The 16267-nt window shown below is 69.3% G+C and carries 14 protein-coding genes; 7 read left to right on the forward strand and 7 right to left on the reverse strand.

Features of this window, described 5'->3' with window-relative positions; translation table 11 throughout:
* Positions 1-350: 350 nt before the first annotated feature.
* The gene (locus OH799_RS12875) at positions 351-920 is read right to left on the reverse strand and encodes a class I SAM-dependent methyltransferase (RefSeq protein ID WP_406279810.1); all 570 of its coding nucleotides are present in this window, start codon (positions 918-920) and stop codon (positions 351-353) included.
* Positions 921-975: 55 nt separating this feature from the next.
* Between OH799_RS12875 and OH799_RS12880 the strand changes: the two genes are divergently transcribed.
* Positions 976-1743 carry an AraC family transcriptional regulator gene (locus tag OH799_RS12880; protein ID WP_406279813.1) on the forward strand — a complete coding sequence of 256 codons (768 nt, stop codon included), beginning with the start codon at positions 976-978 and terminating at the stop codon, positions 1741-1743.
* On the opposite strand, the gene OH799_RS12885 is transcribed toward OH799_RS12880, so the two are convergent.
* Entirely contained in the window at positions 1744-2484 is a 741-nt protein-coding gene (locus tag OH799_RS12885; protein WP_406279816.1) for an SDR family NAD(P)-dependent oxidoreductase, read from the reverse strand. It lies immediately after the preceding gene.
* A gap of 106 nt (positions 2485-2590) precedes the next feature.
* On the opposite strand from OH799_RS12885, the gene OH799_RS12890 reads away from it, so the two are divergent.
* Positions 2591-3193, forward strand: coding sequence for a TetR/AcrR family transcriptional regulator (locus OH799_RS12890; protein WP_406279819.1), 603 nt, complete (start codon positions 2591-2593; stop codon positions 3191-3193).
* Positions 3194-3216: 23 nt separating this feature from the next.
* On the opposite strand, the gene OH799_RS12895 is transcribed toward OH799_RS12890, so the two are convergent.
* Positions 3217-4968, reverse strand: coding sequence for a DEAD/DEAH box helicase (locus OH799_RS12895; protein WP_406282036.1), 1752 nt, complete (start codon positions 4966-4968; stop codon positions 3217-3219).
* 293 nt (positions 4969-5261) lie between these two features.
* On the opposite strand from OH799_RS12895, the gene OH799_RS12900 reads away from it, so the two are divergent.
* Positions 5262-6299, forward strand: a complete 1038-nt coding sequence (locus OH799_RS12900) for a YihY/virulence factor BrkB family protein (RefSeq protein ID WP_406282039.1) — start codon at positions 5262-5264, stop codon at positions 6297-6299.
* Between the two features lie 69 nt (positions 6300-6368).
* On the opposite strand, the gene OH799_RS12905 is transcribed toward OH799_RS12900, so the two are convergent.
* Positions 6369-6614, reverse strand: a complete 246-nt coding sequence (locus OH799_RS12905) for a DUF3039 domain-containing protein (RefSeq protein ID WP_406279822.1) — start codon at positions 6612-6614, stop codon at positions 6369-6371.
* Positions 6615-6751: 137 nt separating this feature from the next.
* On the opposite strand from OH799_RS12905, the gene OH799_RS12910 reads away from it, so the two are divergent.
* Entirely contained in the window at positions 6752-7105 is a 354-nt protein-coding gene (locus tag OH799_RS12910) for a DUF3099 domain-containing protein (protein ID WP_357262350.1), read from the forward strand.
* Between the two features lie 27 nt (positions 7106-7132).
* Here the strand turns inward: OH799_RS12910 and OH799_RS12915 are convergent, their stop codons facing one another.
* Positions 7133-8428 carry an MFS transporter gene (locus tag OH799_RS12915; protein ID WP_406279824.1) on the reverse strand — a complete coding sequence of 432 codons (1296 nt, stop codon included), beginning with the start codon at positions 8426-8428 and terminating at the stop codon, positions 7133-7135.
* A gap of 150 nt (positions 8429-8578) precedes the next feature.
* Here OH799_RS12915 and OH799_RS12920 point away from each other — a divergent pair, with 150 nt between their 5' ends.
* The 3 genes from OH799_RS12920 to OH799_RS12930 all read left to right on the forward strand — a co-directional run bounded on the left by OH799_RS12920 (position 8579) and on the right by OH799_RS12930 (position 12143).
* On the forward strand, positions 8579-9319 hold the full coding sequence (locus OH799_RS12920) for a VOC family protein (protein ID WP_406279827.1): 741 nt from the start codon (positions 8579-8581) through the stop codon (positions 9317-9319).
* 137 nt (positions 9320-9456) lie between these two features.
* A complete protein-coding gene (locus tag OH799_RS12925) occupies positions 9457-10977 on the forward strand; it encodes a methyltransferase (RefSeq protein ID WP_406279830.1) in 1521 nt (506 codons plus the stop codon).
* Positions 10978-11174: 197 nt separating this feature from the next.
* Positions 11175-12143, forward strand: a complete 969-nt coding sequence (locus OH799_RS12930) for a sigma-70 family RNA polymerase sigma factor (protein WP_357260910.1) — start codon at positions 11175-11177, stop codon at positions 12141-12143.
* Positions 12144-12326: 183 nt separating this feature from the next.
* Here the strand turns inward: OH799_RS12930 and OH799_RS12935 are convergent, their stop codons facing one another.
* Together OH799_RS12935 and OH799_RS12940 are read right to left on the reverse strand one after the other, a co-directional pair.
* Positions 12327-15002: a GNAT family N-acetyltransferase gene (locus OH799_RS12935; RefSeq protein WP_406282042.1), complete on the reverse strand. Its 2676-nt coding sequence runs from the start codon at positions 15000-15002 to the stop codon at positions 12327-12329.
* The gene (locus OH799_RS12940; protein WP_406279834.1) at positions 14989-16260 is read right to left on the reverse strand and encodes an acetoin utilization protein AcuC; all 1272 of its coding nucleotides are present in this window, start codon (positions 16258-16260) and stop codon (positions 14989-14991) included. The genes OH799_RS12935 and OH799_RS12940 overlap by 14 nt, the downstream gene beginning before the upstream one ends.
* Between the last annotated feature and the right edge of the window lie 7 nt (positions 16261-16267).

Genomic DNA, 16267 nt, shown 5'->3' on the forward strand with positions numbered 1-16267 from the left:
ACCGATTCTACCGTTGCGAGCCATTCCGGGACACGGCCGAGTGTCCGGCCACCGAGCGGCCCACCCGACGCCATGCCGAGAGTGAGAACATCTCCTCCTGCAATGGGCTGAGCGCCAGCACATCCTCGGAGCATGGGCTGGGACGGGCCCGCGACCAGGCCGGGACCCAGGGAAAGTCGGGGCTCAGAGTGGGCTGGGCCAGGCCCTGCGGAGCCGGACTGGGCCGACCCTGGTGCGGTCCGAACCGGACCGGACCAGAGACCGAGCACCCAGCACCCAGCAGATCCCAACCGGGCCGGACTGGGCCGAGGCCAGGACGGTGGGTCGGTGGGTCGGTGAGGCGCGGCAACTCAGTCCGGTTTTCTGGCCCGAAAGCGAAAACTCGAGGCCCCGGTGTCGATCTCGACGTCGGTGAAACCGATCCGGCGCAACCGTGCGGCGGCGGTCTCCGGCGGAACCGGCAGGCAGGTGTCGCCCAGGTGTATCAGCCGGAACAGGCGCCCGTCGAGCCCGTCGCTACCTGCGAACACCCCGCCAGGCCGCAACACCCGCAGGGCTTCGGCGAACAGCGCGTCCTGCAACCCTGCCGTCGGCACATGATGCAGCATGGTGAAGCACACCACGGAGTCGAAGTCCCCTGGCAGCAATGGCATGTCGGTGCCGTCGCCGTCGATCACGGTCATCGAGCCGCCGTACCTGGCGCGCAGCCGTGCAGCCAGTGCCGGGTCGATCTCGACGCCGGTGAGTGTCGTGGCCCGGTCCCGCAGCGCGGGCACGTTGGCGCCGTAACCGGGGCCGATCTCGAGGGCATCGGCCCCGAGATCGAGGCCGGACAGCGCCCACGGCACGATGCGCGTCGCGCTGGTCCGCTCCCACATCGACGAGCGGCACAGCAGCCGGTGGAAAATGTTCATCGCCATGACACCAACGCTAGGAACGGATCGCGCCGGGCACGACAGGCTACGGTGACAGACTGTGTCGCAGAACGGCCACGCCATGGTTCAGCCCGCCCGACCCGGGGCGACCGCCATGGTATTCGGCGCCGGCGTGCTCCCGGCCGGGCATTGGTTCGAGCTGCACGAACATCCCCAACACCAGATCGCCTGGGCGTCAAGGGGAGTCATCGCTGTCGACGTGCGCGACAACCGCTGGGTGCTGCCGCCGACCAGGGCGCTGTGGATCCCCGGCGGCACCGTGCACCGTACCGGCACCTCAGGCGGCGCGGTGATGCGCGGCATCTACCTCGAACCCGACCGGTGCTCGGTGTCCTTCGGCGGGCCGACCATGCTGCGCGTGACCCGGCTACTGCATGAGCTGTTCGACCTGCTCACCGCGCCCGACACGGCCTCGGCGCGCCGGGCGCGCGCCGAGGCGGTGGTGTTCGATCTGCTGGAACCGGTCCAAGTGATCTCGATCGGCGCGCATCACCCCACCGATCCCCGCGCGCGGCAGGTGGCCGCCGCACTCGCCGCCGATCCCGCCGACACGCGGACCCTGGCCGAGTTCGCCGCCGACGTTTCCGCCAGCCCGCGCACGCTGGCCCGGCTGTTCGTGGCGGAGACCGGACTCGGCTTCGGCCAGTGGCGCACCCAGATCCGACTGGCCGCCTCGCTGCCGTTGCTCGCCGCCGGGCTGCCGATCGCCAGGATCGCGGGCCGGGTCGGCTACGCGACGCCGAGCGCGTACGTCGCGGCATTTCGACGTGCGGTCGGAGTGTCACCAGGGCGGTACTTCGCCGGATGATCAGGCGTTGGTGCCGCTGTCCACGGTGAAGAACGCGCCGGTGATGCTGCGACCGGACGGGCCGGCCAGGAAGGCCACCGCGGCCGCGACGTCGTCGGCGGCGCCGAAGCGGCCGAGCGCGGTGAGGTCGCGCTGCAGCGGCGCGTGGTCGCCGCTCTGGGGGTTCATGTCGGTGTCGGTGGACCCAGGCTGCACCAGATTCACGGTGATCGCGCGCGGGCCCAGTTCGCGGGCCAGAGCCTTGGTGAAGCCGTTGAGCGCGGACTTGCTCAGGTTGTAGAGCGCGAGGCCGCCGAAGGGCGCGTGCTCGGACAGATTGGTACCGATGCTGATGATCCGACCGCCGTCCGTCATGTGTGCGACCGCCGCCTGCGCGCCGACGAACGCTGCGCGGGCGTGCACGTTGAGCGCGTTGTCGATCTCCGCCACGGTGAACTCTTCGAAAGGCTTGGCCGGGAAGATGCCCGCGTTGTTCACCAGGATGTCCAGCCCGCCGAGTTCGGAGGCGGCCGTGCTCACCGCGGTACGCACCGCGGTGGCGTCGGCGCTGTCGGCCTGGATCGCGATCGCGCGGCGGCCGAGTGCCTCGACTTCACCTGCCACGGCTTTCGCCTGCCCCTGGGCGTTCTGGTAGGTCAGCGCTACATCCGCGCCCGCCGCGGCGAGGCGGCGGGCGATCGCCGCCCCGATACCGCGGCTGCCGCCGGTCACCAGTGCCACTTTGCCCGTGAGATCCGACATCGGAACTCCTCCATATTCTGTGTCGATCAGTACATAAATAGCCAACCGCATCGGCGGCACCGGTGTCAATGGGTATATTTAACGATTGACACAGAAAGGATTCCCCATGGCCGACCGGGGACGACCGCGCGCATTCGATCGCGCGGACGCGTTGCGCCGTGCCATGGAGGTCTTCTGGGAGCACGGCTACGAGGGCTCCTCGATGAGCGATCTCACCGCCGCGATGGGCATCAACTCCCCGAGTCTGTACGCCGCGTTCGGGGGCAAGGAGGCGCTGTTCCGCGAGGCCGTCGGCCTGTATGGGCGGACCGACGGCGGCTACACCGACCGTGCGCTACGGGACGAGCCGACCGCGCGGGCCGGCATCGAGGCGATGCTGCGGGACAACGCCGCCGCCTACACCGAGGAGAACAAGCCACACGGCTGCATGGTGGTGCTCGCGGGCTCCACCTACACCACCCGCAGCGCGAGCGTCCGCGACTTCCTGATCGAAAAGCGCCGCGAGACGACCGAACACATTCACAAGCGCCTCGACCGCGGCGTCATCGAGGGTGATCTGCCCGCAGGGACCAACACCGCCGCCCTGGCGAGCTTCTACGCCACGGTCCTCTACGGCCTGTCCATCCAGGCCCGCGACGGAGTCTCCCTGGCGGACCTCACCGCTTCCATCGACTGTGCCATGGCCGCCTGGCCCGCCCCGATGACCTGACGCGACGCTCGCGCCGGCGACGTCTACTTCCGACGCAGGGCGGCGATGCGCTCGCCCAGTTGTTCGGCGGTGGCCAGCGCCGTGGGCGGACCACCGCATTCGCGGCGCAATTCGCCGTGGATCACGCCGTGCGGCTTGCCGGTGCGGTGGTGGTGCATGGCCACCAGACTGTTGAGTTCGCGGCGCAGTTCGCCCAGCCGGTCGGCGGTGGCGACGCGTTCGGCGGCGCTGGCCACCTGCGGGCCGGGGTCCGGGGGGGCCGCGGCCCCGCCGCGGTCGGCGACCTGACGGGTCTGCCGGTCGCGCAGCAGCGCGCGCATCTGCTCGACGTCGAGCAACCCGGGAATACCCAGGTAGTCCGCCTCCTCGTCACTGCCGGCGAAGGTGGCGGTGCCGAACGACGATCCGTCGTAGATCACCTGATCGAGTTCGGCGTCGGCCGCCAGCGCGACGAAGGGTTTCTCGTCCTCGCCCGGCTCGTCCTTCTGCTTGTTGGCGTCGACCAGCAGCTCGTCGTCGAGACCGTTCTTCTCCCGGTGCGGCTTACCGATGACGTGGTCGCGCTGCAACTCCAGTTGAGCGGCCAGATCCAGGAGCACCGGTACCGAAGGCAGGAACACGCTCGCGGTCTCGCCCGACTTGCGGGCGCGAACGAAGCGGCCGATCGCCTGCGCGAAGTACAGCGGGGTGGCGGCGCTGGTCGCGTACACGCCGACCGCCAGGCGCGGCACGTCGACGCCCTCCGACACCATGCGCACCGCGACCATCCATGGCTGGGTGTTGGTGCTGAACTCCGCGATCCGGCTCGACGAGGCCGGGTCGTCGGACAACACCAGCGCCGGCTTCTCGCCCGATATATGTTCCAGTAGTTCGGCGTAGTCGCGGGCGCGTTCCTGATCGGTGGCGATCACCAGTCCGCCCGCGTCTGGCATGCCGGAGGCGCGTTTCTGACGCAGCCGGATGTCGGCTGCGCGCAGCACTGCGGAGATCCAGTCGCCCGCCGGGTCCAGCGCGGTGCGCCACGCTCGGGCGGTCTGCTCGGCGTTCAGTGGTTCGCCGAGGCGGGCGGAGTACTCCTCGCCCGCGCTGTCGCGCCAGTGCGCCTCACCGGAGTAGGCGAGGAAAACCACCGGACGCACGACACCGTCGGCAAGTGCCTCGGCGTAGCCGTAGGTGTGGTCGGCACGGGACTTCGGGAAGCCGGATTCGTCGGGTTCGTAGATGACGAACGGGATCTGGCTGTCGTCGCTGCGGAACGGGGTACCGGTCAGCGCAAGGCGCCGGGTGGCGTCCCCGAACGCCTCGGCCGTCGCGTCACCCCAGCTCTTCGCATCGCCCGCGTGGTGGATCTCGTCCAGAACGACCAGGGTCCTGCGGTTTTCGGTGCGCACCCGATGCCGGAAGGGATGCGCGGCGACCTGCGCGTAAGTGACCACGACGCCGTGATAGTCACCCGAGGTGCCACCGGTGGAGTTGGAGAAACGCGAGTCCAGCGCGATCCCGACGCGAGCAGCGGACTGCGCCCACTGGTGCTTGAGGTGCTCGGTCGGCGCGACCACTGTGACCTGGTCCACGGTGCGGTCGGACAGCAATTCCGCGGCGACGCGCAGCGCGAACGTGGTCTTGCCCGCGCCCGGGGTGGCCACTGCGAGGAAGTCCCGCGGTGCGGTGGCCAGATACTTCGTCAGCGCACGTCGCTGCCAGGCGCGTAGCGCGCCACCGACGGCGGTGCTCACAACTCCCGAATCGCTCGGCGTCTCCGCTTCTCCCGCCACAGCGGCGCCACCCGACCCAGTCACGCAGACGACCCTAGCCGCCCGGCACGGCGTGTCGCCAAACCGACGCGGTGTGCGCGATCGGCATCACACGCCACCTGCCAGGACGCTGGGGTGCACCCGACGCACCGACACGTCGCACCGACAAAGCGATGCGAACACGCGAAATGCGCGATGCTGTAGGCACTATGACCGACGACACCGCCCTCAGCAGCAGCGATCCGCCGCGCACCGGTGTACCCTCGCGCACCGTCGCGGTGCGCACCCGGACCTGGGCCGACCGGGCGGGCACGATGGCGGCGCACGCGGGCAGGAAGACGGTCACGCTGGTCGTGCGGGTGGCGGCGAAGGCATGGGAGGATTCGATCTTCGCCAAGTCGGCCGCGGCGGCGTTCTGGCAGACGCTCTCCCTGGCGCCGCTGTTGCTCGGGGTGCTCGGCAGCCTCGGGTACGTCGGGGGGTGGTTCGGCCCGGACACGGTGGAGATCGTCGAGTCCAAGATCATCATTTTCAGCCGCGACCTGTTCAGCGCGACAGTGGTGTCGGATCTGATCCAGCCGACGGTGCAGGACGTGCTCGGGCGTGGGCGGGCCGCGGTGGTGTCGGTGGGATTTGTGCTGTCGTTGTGGGCCGGGTCGTCGGCGATGGCCACCTTCGTCGATGCGATCGTCGAGGCGCACGACCAGCAGGACGCGCGGCATCCGGTGTGGCAGCGCATCTTCGCGTTGCTGCTGTATGTGCTGTTCCTGGTGGCGGCGGTGTTCATCCTGCCGCTGGTGGCACTGGGGCCGACCCTGATCGGGCGGGTGCTGCCCTCACCCTGGCGGGCCACCGGATTACAGCTGCTGGATTTCTTCTACTACCCGGGCGTCGGCCTGCTCCTGATCATCGGACTCACCACCCTGTACAAGCTGGCGCTGCACACATCACTGCCTTGGCACCGGCTCTTCGGCGGGGCGCTGGTGGCAGGGGTGTTCTTCATGACGGCCAGCGAAATGTTGCGACGCTACCTGGCGTGGGTCACCAGGACCGGCGTGACCTATGGCGCGCTGGCGACCCCGATCGCGTTTCTGCTGTTCACATACTTCCTCGGCTTCGCGGTGATCCTCGGCGCCGAGTTCAACGCCGCAGTGCAGGAATTCTGGCCCGCCCGCGCGACACGCATGGAGCAGGTGAAGGAGTGGATCGCCAACCAGGTGCGCGGCGACAGCGGCGCGAACGCCGAAACGCCGACCGAGGATCAATCTCCGCGAGCCCGGACCACGCCGGACCCGAGCCGCACCGCGCCGCCCTCGACCGACGGGGCGACACCGTCCGCGTCCGATCCGTAATTCGTGACAGCGTCACCGTTCCGCGCGCCATCGCCGCGGCTGTCGATGCCGCGTGGGGGGCAACGGCGCTCAGTCGCCCTTGCGAAGGCCGTCGTAGACCTTCTTGCACTCCGGGCACACCGGCGAGCCGGGCTTGGCCGAACGGGTTACCGGAAAGACCTCTCCGCACAGCGCGACCACGTGAGTGCCCATGACGGCGCTCTCGGCGATCCTGTCCTTTTTGACGTAGTGGAAGAACTTCGGGGTGTCGTCGCCCGTCGTCTCGTCGGTTGTCGTGTCCGGGCGAACCATGGTGTCGGTGCTCACGCATTCCATGATGCCGCATCCGGGATCAGAGGCTGACCATGGTGTGTGCGTGGACGGACCGCTAGTGGAAGACTCGGTGTATGCAGCAGAACGGCGATTCCCCCTCCGCCGACGGCCGCGACCGCGAAGAGCACCCCGACGTGACGATGCCGACGCAGCCCCGCCGTTCCTCCGGATACTTCCCGGGAAGTGACGACAAACACCCGGTGCTGATCACCGAGGCCGCGCCGTCGCTGGAGGACCAGCACCGCGCCCGCGTCCGCCGGTACACCATCATCATGGCGTTCCGCATCCCGTGCCTGATCCTGGCCGCGGTCGCCTACAGCACCTTCGGCAACCCCCTGCTGTCCATCCTGATCATCGTCGCCTCCATTCCCCTGCCGTGGATCGCGGTCCTCATCGCCAACGACCGCCCGCCGCGGCGCAAGGACGAGCCCAGCCGCTGGGACCGGCCCCGCACCGCCATCGAGTCCCGCCCGCACAACGCCATCGACGGCTGAGTTCGGCGCGCCGAATCCACGCGCGCATCAGGACAGTCGTGGATCTCGACGGATGCCGGCCGACATCACCGCGGCGGCGGCACAGAGCGCGCCGGCGAGGTACCAGGCCAGGTTGTAAGTGCCTTGCATGTCACGGATGATGCCCGCGCCGGTGGCCGCGACGGCTGAGCCGATCTGATGGGAGGCGAAGACCCAGCCGAACGCGACGGGGGCATCGTTGCCGAACAGTTCCCGGCACAGCGTGACCGTCGGCGGCACCGTGGCGACCCAGTCCAGGCCGTAGAAGATGATGAACACCCACAGGCTGGGCTGTGTGTGCGGACCGAGCAGCGAGGGCAGGATCAGCAGCGACAAGCCGCGCAAGGTGTAGTAGCCGATCAGCAGGTAGCGCGGGTCGACACGGTCGGTCAGCCAGCCCGAGGCGATAGTTCCCGCGACATCGAAGATGCCGACGACCGCGAGCAGGCTCGCCGCGGTGGTCGGCGGCATGCCGTGATCGTGCGCCGCGCTGACGAAATGGGTGCCGACCAGGCCGTTGGTCGACGCGCCGCAGACCGCGAATCCCCCGGCCAGCAGCCAGAATCCGGGCCTACGCGCGATAGTGCCGAGCACGGTCAGCGCGCGGGACGCGCCACCGGCCGCTCGCACACGCACTCCGACCACGCTGCCCGGCTCGGCGCCGTACGCGGTCGCGCCGACATCGCTCGGGTAGTCCCGGATGAACAGCAGCACCAGCGGCGCCACGGCCAGCGCCGCCCCCGCCACGATCAGCGATGGCAACCGCCAGCCGTGCACGTGCGCCAGCGCCGATACCAGCGGCAGGAAGATCAGCTGCCCGGTCGCGCCCGCCGCGGTGAGCACGCCGGTGACCAGACCGCGCTGCCGCACGAACCACCGGCCGGTGATGGTCGCGACGAACGGCATCGACATCGACCCGACCCCGATGCCCACCAGCAAGCCCCAGGTCAGGATCAGATGCCAGGGCTGGGACATGAACACCGTCAGCCCGCTGCCCGCGGCGACCAGCACCAGCGCGCAGGTCACCACCCTGCGGATGCCGAACCGGTCCATCAGCGCCGCCGCGAACGGCGAGATCAGGCCGTACAGCAGGAGATTCAGCGAGACGGCCGCGCCGATAGTGCCGTGCGACCAGCCGAACTCCTCGTGCAGCGGGTCCATGAGCACACTCGGCACCGACCGGAAAGCGGCGGCGCCCAGTAGCGCGACGAACCCGACCCCCGCGACCAGCCACGCGGGGTGCAGGCGCGGCCGTGGCGCGGTGACGACGGGAACCGGGGCCGGCGGCGTCTGCAGTTCGGTCACCCGCTGAGCGTGCCGGAAGTTCGCCTCCGCAGCGAGTGGCCGGAAGGCCACAAACCACCAAGTTCGTGCCAACGTGGCACGCCGCCGCTCTTCTCGACAACACGGGGAGGTGTGCCTAGGGTGTGGCGGGGCAACAAGACAGGAGTGAACATGATTCGGTGGATCTGGGCTTTCCTGGACCGCCCGGCACAGCGCTTCGACGACTGCGCGAAGTTCTGGTCCACGGTCACCGACACCCAGCTCTCCCCTCGCCGCGGCGAGAACGACGAGTTCCTCACCCTCTTGCCCGATCCCGCGTTGTTCGCCGCGGCGGGCATCAAGATGCAGGCGGTGACCGGCCTCGGCGGTGTGCACCTCGACCTGGACGTCGACGACATCGCGGCCGCTGCCCGCATCGCGCTCGAGCGGGGCGCCGAACTGGTCGCGAATCACCCGGACTACGCCGTCCTGCGCTCCCCTGGCGGCCAGACGTTCTGCTTCACCCCCAGCGGCCGCGTCAAGGGCAGGCCCGCCCCCGCCGTGCATGCGCCCGACGGCACGCTCTCGCGCTTGGATCAGGTTTGCCTGGATATCGGCCCCGCCGACTACGACGCCGAGACCCGGTTCTGGAAGTCATTGACAGGGTGGGAGTTCCAGCACGGCAGACTGCCGGAGTTCGCCCGGCTGCGCCCCGCCCAACAGCTACCGGTGCAACTGCTGTTACAGCGCCTCGGTGCGGACCGCCCGACGAGCGCGCACGTCGACCTGTCCGCCGCCGACATGGACGCCACCGCAGCCTGGCACGAGTCGCTCGGCGCGACCGTGGTGCACCGCCGCGAACACTGGATCGTGCTGAGCGATCCGGGCGACACGCCCTACTGCGTCACCGCCCGCGACCCGCACGGCGTCTGAATCCCGCTCACAAATCGAGGACCGGCACGGCGCTGTTCGCGCCTGGAACACACGGCACCCAAGTCCTCGGGCAGTACCGGGCGCGACCGGGCGCACATGTGGTCGGTGCTGGATGGTTGCGGTGGCAGAGTACTGATGTGCCTACGGACCGATCGACCGCCACCGGATCGCTGCTCACTTCGCTCTGCCCAGACCTGCGCGCCGCTCTGACCAGGGTCGGTTACGACGCCGATACCCTGCTCGACGTGCTCGGCGCGGACGCGCATGGGGCACTGGGCCGCTCGGAGCCGGTTCCGGTACGCCGCGCGGCACGCCGCGCCGGTGAACTGGGCGCCCTCATCCGCCTGCTGCTGCTCGGCGATGCCCTGCCCGAACGGGAGGTTGCCGCCGCGCTGGCGCCGGTGGACATCGGCCGAGCGGTAGCCGCGGGCCTGCTCGTCCGCGACGGCGACGTCCTCCGCGCAGCGCTGGATCTGCGCCCGCTGGACGCGGGCGCAGGGACCCGGTGGATTCTGGCCGACCTCGACGACTCGATGCGCAGGCGCGCACTGACCGAGGACCACGTGCTAGGCGTCGGCCATGCCTCCCTCTCGCTGCTGCGCGCCACACCGACGCGCCCGGTCGGCACGGTGCTCGACCTCGGCACCGGCTGCGGAGTGCAGGCCGTGCACGCCGCCTCCTATGCCCAGCAGGTCACCGCAACCGATGTCAACGACCGCGCGCTGTGGCTGGCCGAAGCCACCGCCGCCCTCAACGAGCTCGACATCGAGCTGCTCGAAGGCTCCTGGTTCGAACCGGTCCGGGGCAGACGCTTCGACCAAGTGGTGGCCAATCCGCCGTTCGTGGTTGGTCCCGCCCGCATCGAGCACACCTATCGCGATTCCGGCTTGGCCCTCGACGGGGCAAGCGAATTGGTGATCGCGCAGGCCGCCGACCTGCTCGCGCCAGCAGGCACCGCCGCGATGCTGGCGGCATGGGTACACGTCGACGGCGACGACTGGCGCGGGCGCGTCTCGTCCTGGCTGCCCGCGCACGGCATCGACGCCTGGGTGGTGCAGCGCGACGTCGCGGACCCCGCTCTCTACGTCGGCACCTGGCTGCGCGACGCGGGTCTCGACCCGCGGGACCCGTCCGCACAGGCCCGCGCCGAGGAATGGTTGAACGCGTTCGCCGCGGCGCACGTCGAGGGCATCGGCTTCGGTTTCGTCTACCTGCGCGCCATCGACGGACCGACCGAACTGCTCGCCGAGGACCTCACGCATGGCTTCGATGACCCACTCGGCGACGAGGCCGTCCGCTATTTCGAGCGCTCGGCCTGGCTGCGCGCCGTCGCCGGTGACGAAAGCCTGGCCTGGTCCGCGCGTTTCGTGGTCAACCCGGCGACTGCGCTGGAGCGCGTCTACCTGCCGGGGCCCGACGGCTGGGCGCCCGAGGTAGTGCGGGTGCACCGCGGCGACGGCCCGCGCTGGCAGCACGAGGTGGACGAGACCACCGTCTCGTTGCTGGCGGGAATGCGCCCGGACGGCCTCCCGTTGTACGAACTGATCGAGCTACTGGCACTCGCCGACGGATCCGACCAGGTGAGCGCCGAGTTCGCGACCAATGCGCTGTCCGTGGTAGCGGGATTGGTACGTCACGGATTGATCAAGCCCGTGTAACCACACGGCTATCGTTATGCGGAGGTCGGTGCAGGTCCTGCGCAGGGATCGCTCCCCCCAGGGGTGCTTCTCAGGAACTTCTCAGACGAGAGTGACAAAAACCGCAGTTCAGAGCGGTTTATGAAAGCAGTAGCGGGGAACTTTCTCTTTGTCGGATCCGTTGATCGGAGTGAGACACCACCGACAGGAGGCAAGTCATGACAAGCCCCGCCACCACTCGAGTGCGCACCAGCGATTTGGACCTCGACACCCAGAGCCCTGCCGCCGACCTGGTACGCGTGTACCTGAACGGGATCGGCCGCACCGCACTGCTCACGGCTGCCGACGAGGTCGAGCTGGCGAAGCGCATCGAGGCGGGCCTCTACGCGCAGCATCTGTTGGAGACCGGCAAACGGCTGTCGGCCGCCCGCAAACGCGATCTGGCCCTCGTCGTGCGTGAAGGCCAGACCGCCCGCTCGCATCTGCTCGAAGCCAACCTTCGCCTCGTTGTCTCGCTCGCCAAGCGCTACACCGGCCGCGGCATGCCGCTGCTCGACCTCATCCAGGAGGGCAACCTCGGCCTGATCCGCGCCATGGAGAAGTTCGACTACGCCAAGGGCTTCAAGTTCTCCACCTACGCCACCTGGTGGATCCGTCAGGCCATCACCCGCGGAATGGCCGACCAGAGCCGCACCATCCGCCTGCCCGTCCATCTGGTCGAACAGGTGAACAAACTGGCACGGATCAAGCGGGAGCTGCACCAGCAGCTGGGCCGCGAGGCCACCGACCAGGAACTGGCCAGCGAGTCCGGCATCCCGGTCGACAAGATCTCCGATCTGCTCGACCACAGCCGCGACCCGGTGAGCCTGGACATGCCGGTCGGCAACGACGAAGAGGCCCCGCTCGGCGATTTCATCGAGGATTCCGAGGCCACCTCAGCCGAAACCGCGGTCATCGCCGGTTTGCTCCACCATGACGTGCGCAGTGTCCTCGCCACCCTGGACGAGCGGGAACAGCAGGTCATCCGGCTGCGATTCGGCTTGGACGACGGCCAGCCGCGCACCCTGGATCAGATCGGTAAGCTCTTCGGCCTTTCCCGCGAACGGGTGCGCCAGATCGAGCGTGAAGTCATGGCGAAGCTGCGCAAGGGCGAGCGGGCCGACCGGCTCCGCGCCTACGCCAGCTGATCAATCCCGCTGCCGGGCTACTCCCAGACCTGCCGGAAGTCCGGCTCGGTCACTCGCCCGCAGGCGTCACCTTTTCGCGCCGACCGGTCACAGTGCTCTCCCGCCTTTCCGCGGGTCTTGCGTAAGTCGGTCGGCGACGTTCCTCTCCGCCCCGCCGAGCCTTAGGGCGCAGCCATGCGGACCTCAGCCCAGCCTGCGCGGACCGGTGTCGAAGCGGCTCGGTTCCCGGCCGATCCGCCCGCGTGCGTAAAGGATCTCGGCCGAGGTCGGCGACGCCAGCACCGGGTCGAAGCACAGCTCCCGCATTTCGGGCAGGTCGTCGAAGAGGGCCGAGATGCGTTGGGCCAGCGCGGCGAGCGCGGCCTTGTCGACACGCGGACTGGCCGGTGTGCCGGACAGCAGCGGGGCGGCGCGCGGCGCGTCGATCAGAGCCGTGGCCTCGTCGGCGGTCAGCGGAAGCGCCCGGTAGGCGCGGTCGCCGAGGAGCTCGATGATCAGACCGGACAGGCCGAACTCGATCACCGAGCCGAAGGACGGGTCGTCCTGCACACGTAGGATGCAGCCAACGCCCTTGGTGGCCATCTTCTGGATGTGCAGCATGGGGTCGCCGCACAACTCGGCCAGATCGGCATACCCCTGCCGAACCGCTTCCGGACGCCACAGGTCGAGCCGGACACCGGTGAGATCCGGTCTGCGCCGCCACAATTCGCCGGTCGCCTTCGCCGCCACCGGGTAGCCGAGTTCCCCTGCCGCCGCGACCGCCTCATCGGCGTTGCGCACCTCACGAAACTCCACAACCGAAATGCCGTAGCAGGCCAGCAGTTCCACGATTTCCAGATCGGTGAGCCACCGACCGCCCAATCCTGCCATCCACCCCGCGACGAGCTTGCGGGCACGGTCGGTGTCGATTCCTTGCGGCCGCACCACCGGAGAAATGGGCCTGGTTCGCCATTCGGCGTAACGACGGACTCGGGCCAGTGCCCGCGCGGCGCGTTCCGGGTCGGGATAGGACGGAATCGAACCGCGCACCGCGGTGGCGCCCGCACCGCGCACCGCCAGCAAGTTCGGAATCCCTTGCTCGGCGACAAACGTGGTGAGAAGTGGTTTCTCGGCTTCGGGCACGGCGGCCGCCGCGGCGCGGATGGCATCGGCGAACTCGCCGATCGGCAACGGCACCGGAGGCGCGAAAACTACGATCACGGCATCGATCTCGTCCGACCGCAGGGCGGTGACCATCGCGTCGAAATAGGCGCCAGGCGTCGCCTGCGGGCCCAAGTTCACCGGATCGCCGACCTCGAGGCCCTCGCCCTGGGCCGCGTCGACGGCCAGCCAGTTCAACGCCGCACTGTTGCCCACCACCCCGAGCCGCGAGCCTCGGGGCAGGGGTTGGTAGCCGAGCAGGGCAGCACAGTCGAAGAGTTCGGAGATCGAGTCGACCTGGACGATGCCCGCCTGCGCGAACAAGTCTCGCACGATGGATCGGTCCATGTCCCCGGACGCCTGGGTGCGGGCGGCCAAGCGGCCGCTGCTCACCGCGACGATCGGTTTCGTCCTGGCCAACCGGCGCGCGATCCGGGAGAACTTGCGTGGATTGCCGAAGCTCTCCAGGTACAGCAGCACCACATCGGTGTCCGGATCGCTGTCCCAGTACTGCAGCATGTCATTGCCGGAGACGTCGGCGCGGTTACCCGCGGACACAAACGTCGACAGACCCAGGTTGCGCGCGGCGGCCTCACCGAGGATGGCCGCACCCAACGGACCGGATTGACAGAAGAATCCGATCCGTCCGCGTGCGGGCAGTACCGGAGCCAGAGTCGCGTTCATGGCCACCGCCGGGTCGGTGTTCGCGATACCCAACGCGCTCGGTCCGACTACGCGCATGCCGTGGCCGCGGGCTGCCACGACCAGCTCGTGTTCGGCTGCCACACCGCCTTGACCGGTCTCACCGAAGCCCGCGGTCAGCACAACGAGTCCTTTGACACCCTTGGCCATGCAGTCGTCGAGCACCGATCCGATCGCCGTAGGTGGCACCGCGACCACGGCGAGATCGACCTCGTCCGGTATCTCCCGGACTGTCGCGTAGGCGCGGACCCCGCGCACCGACTTGCGATGGGGGGTCACCGGGAATACGGGCCCCTGGAACACGCCCGACAGCAGGTTCGCCAGCACCGCCCCGCCGACCCGGCCCGCCGCCGGGGTGGCACCGATGACGGCGACCGACCGCGGGGCAAGCAGATTACCGACGCTGCGTGCCTCCGAGGCTCGCTCGCGGGAATCCCGCACGGACAGTAGCGCTTCGGTGGGATCGATGGCGAACTCCAGGTGCAACACCGACCCGTCCCTGCTGCGTTCGACGTGATAGCCCGCCTCCCGGAACACCATCACCATCACGGTGTTCTCCGCGAGCACCTCGGCAACGAAGGTCTCGATCTTGTTCTCGGCGGCGGCGCCCGCCAGGTGCTCCAACAGGATCGAGCCGAGCCCGCGCCCCTGATGCCCGTCGGCCACGACAAACGCGACCTCCGCGGCCCGGGGCCCACGCCGGTCCAGCAGCTCGTAGCGGCCCACCGCCACGATCGCCTCGCCCAGCTCCAGCACCAGCCCGACCCGGTCGTGATAGTCGACATGTGTGGTCCGGTACAGGTCCTTGGGCGAAATCCGCGGGTAGGGGCCGAAGTACCGCAGATACCGGGTGCGGTCGGACAGCGCACCGTGGAACTCCTGCAGCCGGTCGCCATCGTCGGGCGTGATCGGACGCAGTCGCACGACGCCGCCATCGGAGGCCAGCACGTCGGCGAACCAGTGCTGCGGAGGCGGCGCGGCGGCGTCCGGGGTATCGGGCGAGTCAGTCACGAGGATCCTCCGGATCGAGACCCAGCAACCCGAAAGTCGCTCGGCGGGTGGCCAGCACGGCCAGGTCGACAGCACGTTGAGCGCGGTCGAACTGTGCGTCCCCGGTCTCCCCCGTGCCGCCAGGACCGTCCCACGGGCGGTAGGCGATGTCTCCGCCGTCTCCCATGGTGCGCGGCGGATCCGCCTGGGGCGCTTCCGCGCGGACCCGATCGATCCAGCCCTGCGGTATCGGCGTCGCAGGGTCGATGGAGCGGCCCAACGTGGTGGCCAGTAGGTGCGTCCAAGCCCGTGGCACCACCCGGACCAGGCCGTACCCACCGCCGCCGAGGGCGAGCCAGCGCCCTTCGGCATGCCGGTCGGCCAGTTCGCGCATGGCGCGGAAGGCAGCACGCTGGCCGTCGACAGTGAGCGCCAGATCGGCGAGAGGGTCCTCGCGATGGGTGTCGACGCCGCACTGGCTGACCACGATCTGCGGCCGGAACGCCTCGACCGCGCCCGGCACCACGGCGTGAAAACCGCGCAGCCACTGCGCATCCCTTGTACCAGGCAGCAGCGGCAGGTTGATGGAGGTGCCCTCCGCCGCGCCCGCGCCGATTTCGTCCGGCCACCCGGTGTTGGGCCACAGGGTCGCCGGGTGCTGGTGCAACGAGATGGTCAGCACCCTGGGGTCGCCATAGAAGGCCCGCTGCACGCCGTCGCCGTGGTGTACGTCGACATCGATGTAGGCGATGCGGTCGAAACCATGGTCCAGCAGCCAGGAAATCCCCACCGCCGGGTCGTTGTACACACAGAATCCGCTGGCCGAATCGGGCATCGCGTGGTGCATGCCGCCGCCGATGCTCACCGCCCGCACGGCGCGGCCCGCGGCGATCTCACGCGCTGCGGCCAGGGTGCCGCCGACAATCGTGGAGGCCGCCTGGTGCATATGCGGAAACACCGGATTATCCGGCGAGCCCAGACCGTATGGCGGCGCGACAGGCGAACCGACCGGAGGTACTGCGTGCTCCACCGCATCGATGTAGTCGGGCGTGTGTATGCGCAACAGCTCCGGGAGCCCGGCGGGGCTGGGCTCGAGCAGCTCGACACCGTCGAGCAATCCGAGACTTTCCGCCAGCGCCATGGTGAACTTCAGACGCGCCGGTTTCATCGGATGCTCCGCGGTCCAGGCGTAATCGAGAAACCGATCGGTCCAGATGACGGTCTCCGCCCGGCCCGCACCGGACGAGGTCGGCGCCGGAGGTTCCCTCCGCGGTGCAGTGGCCATAGTCGCA

Origin of the sequence: Nocardia sp. NBC_00881 (assembly GCF_045207455.1) — a bacterium.
In the GTDB taxonomy this organism is placed as follows: Bacteria; Actinomycetota; Actinomycetes; order Mycobacteriales; family Mycobacteriaceae; genus Nocardia.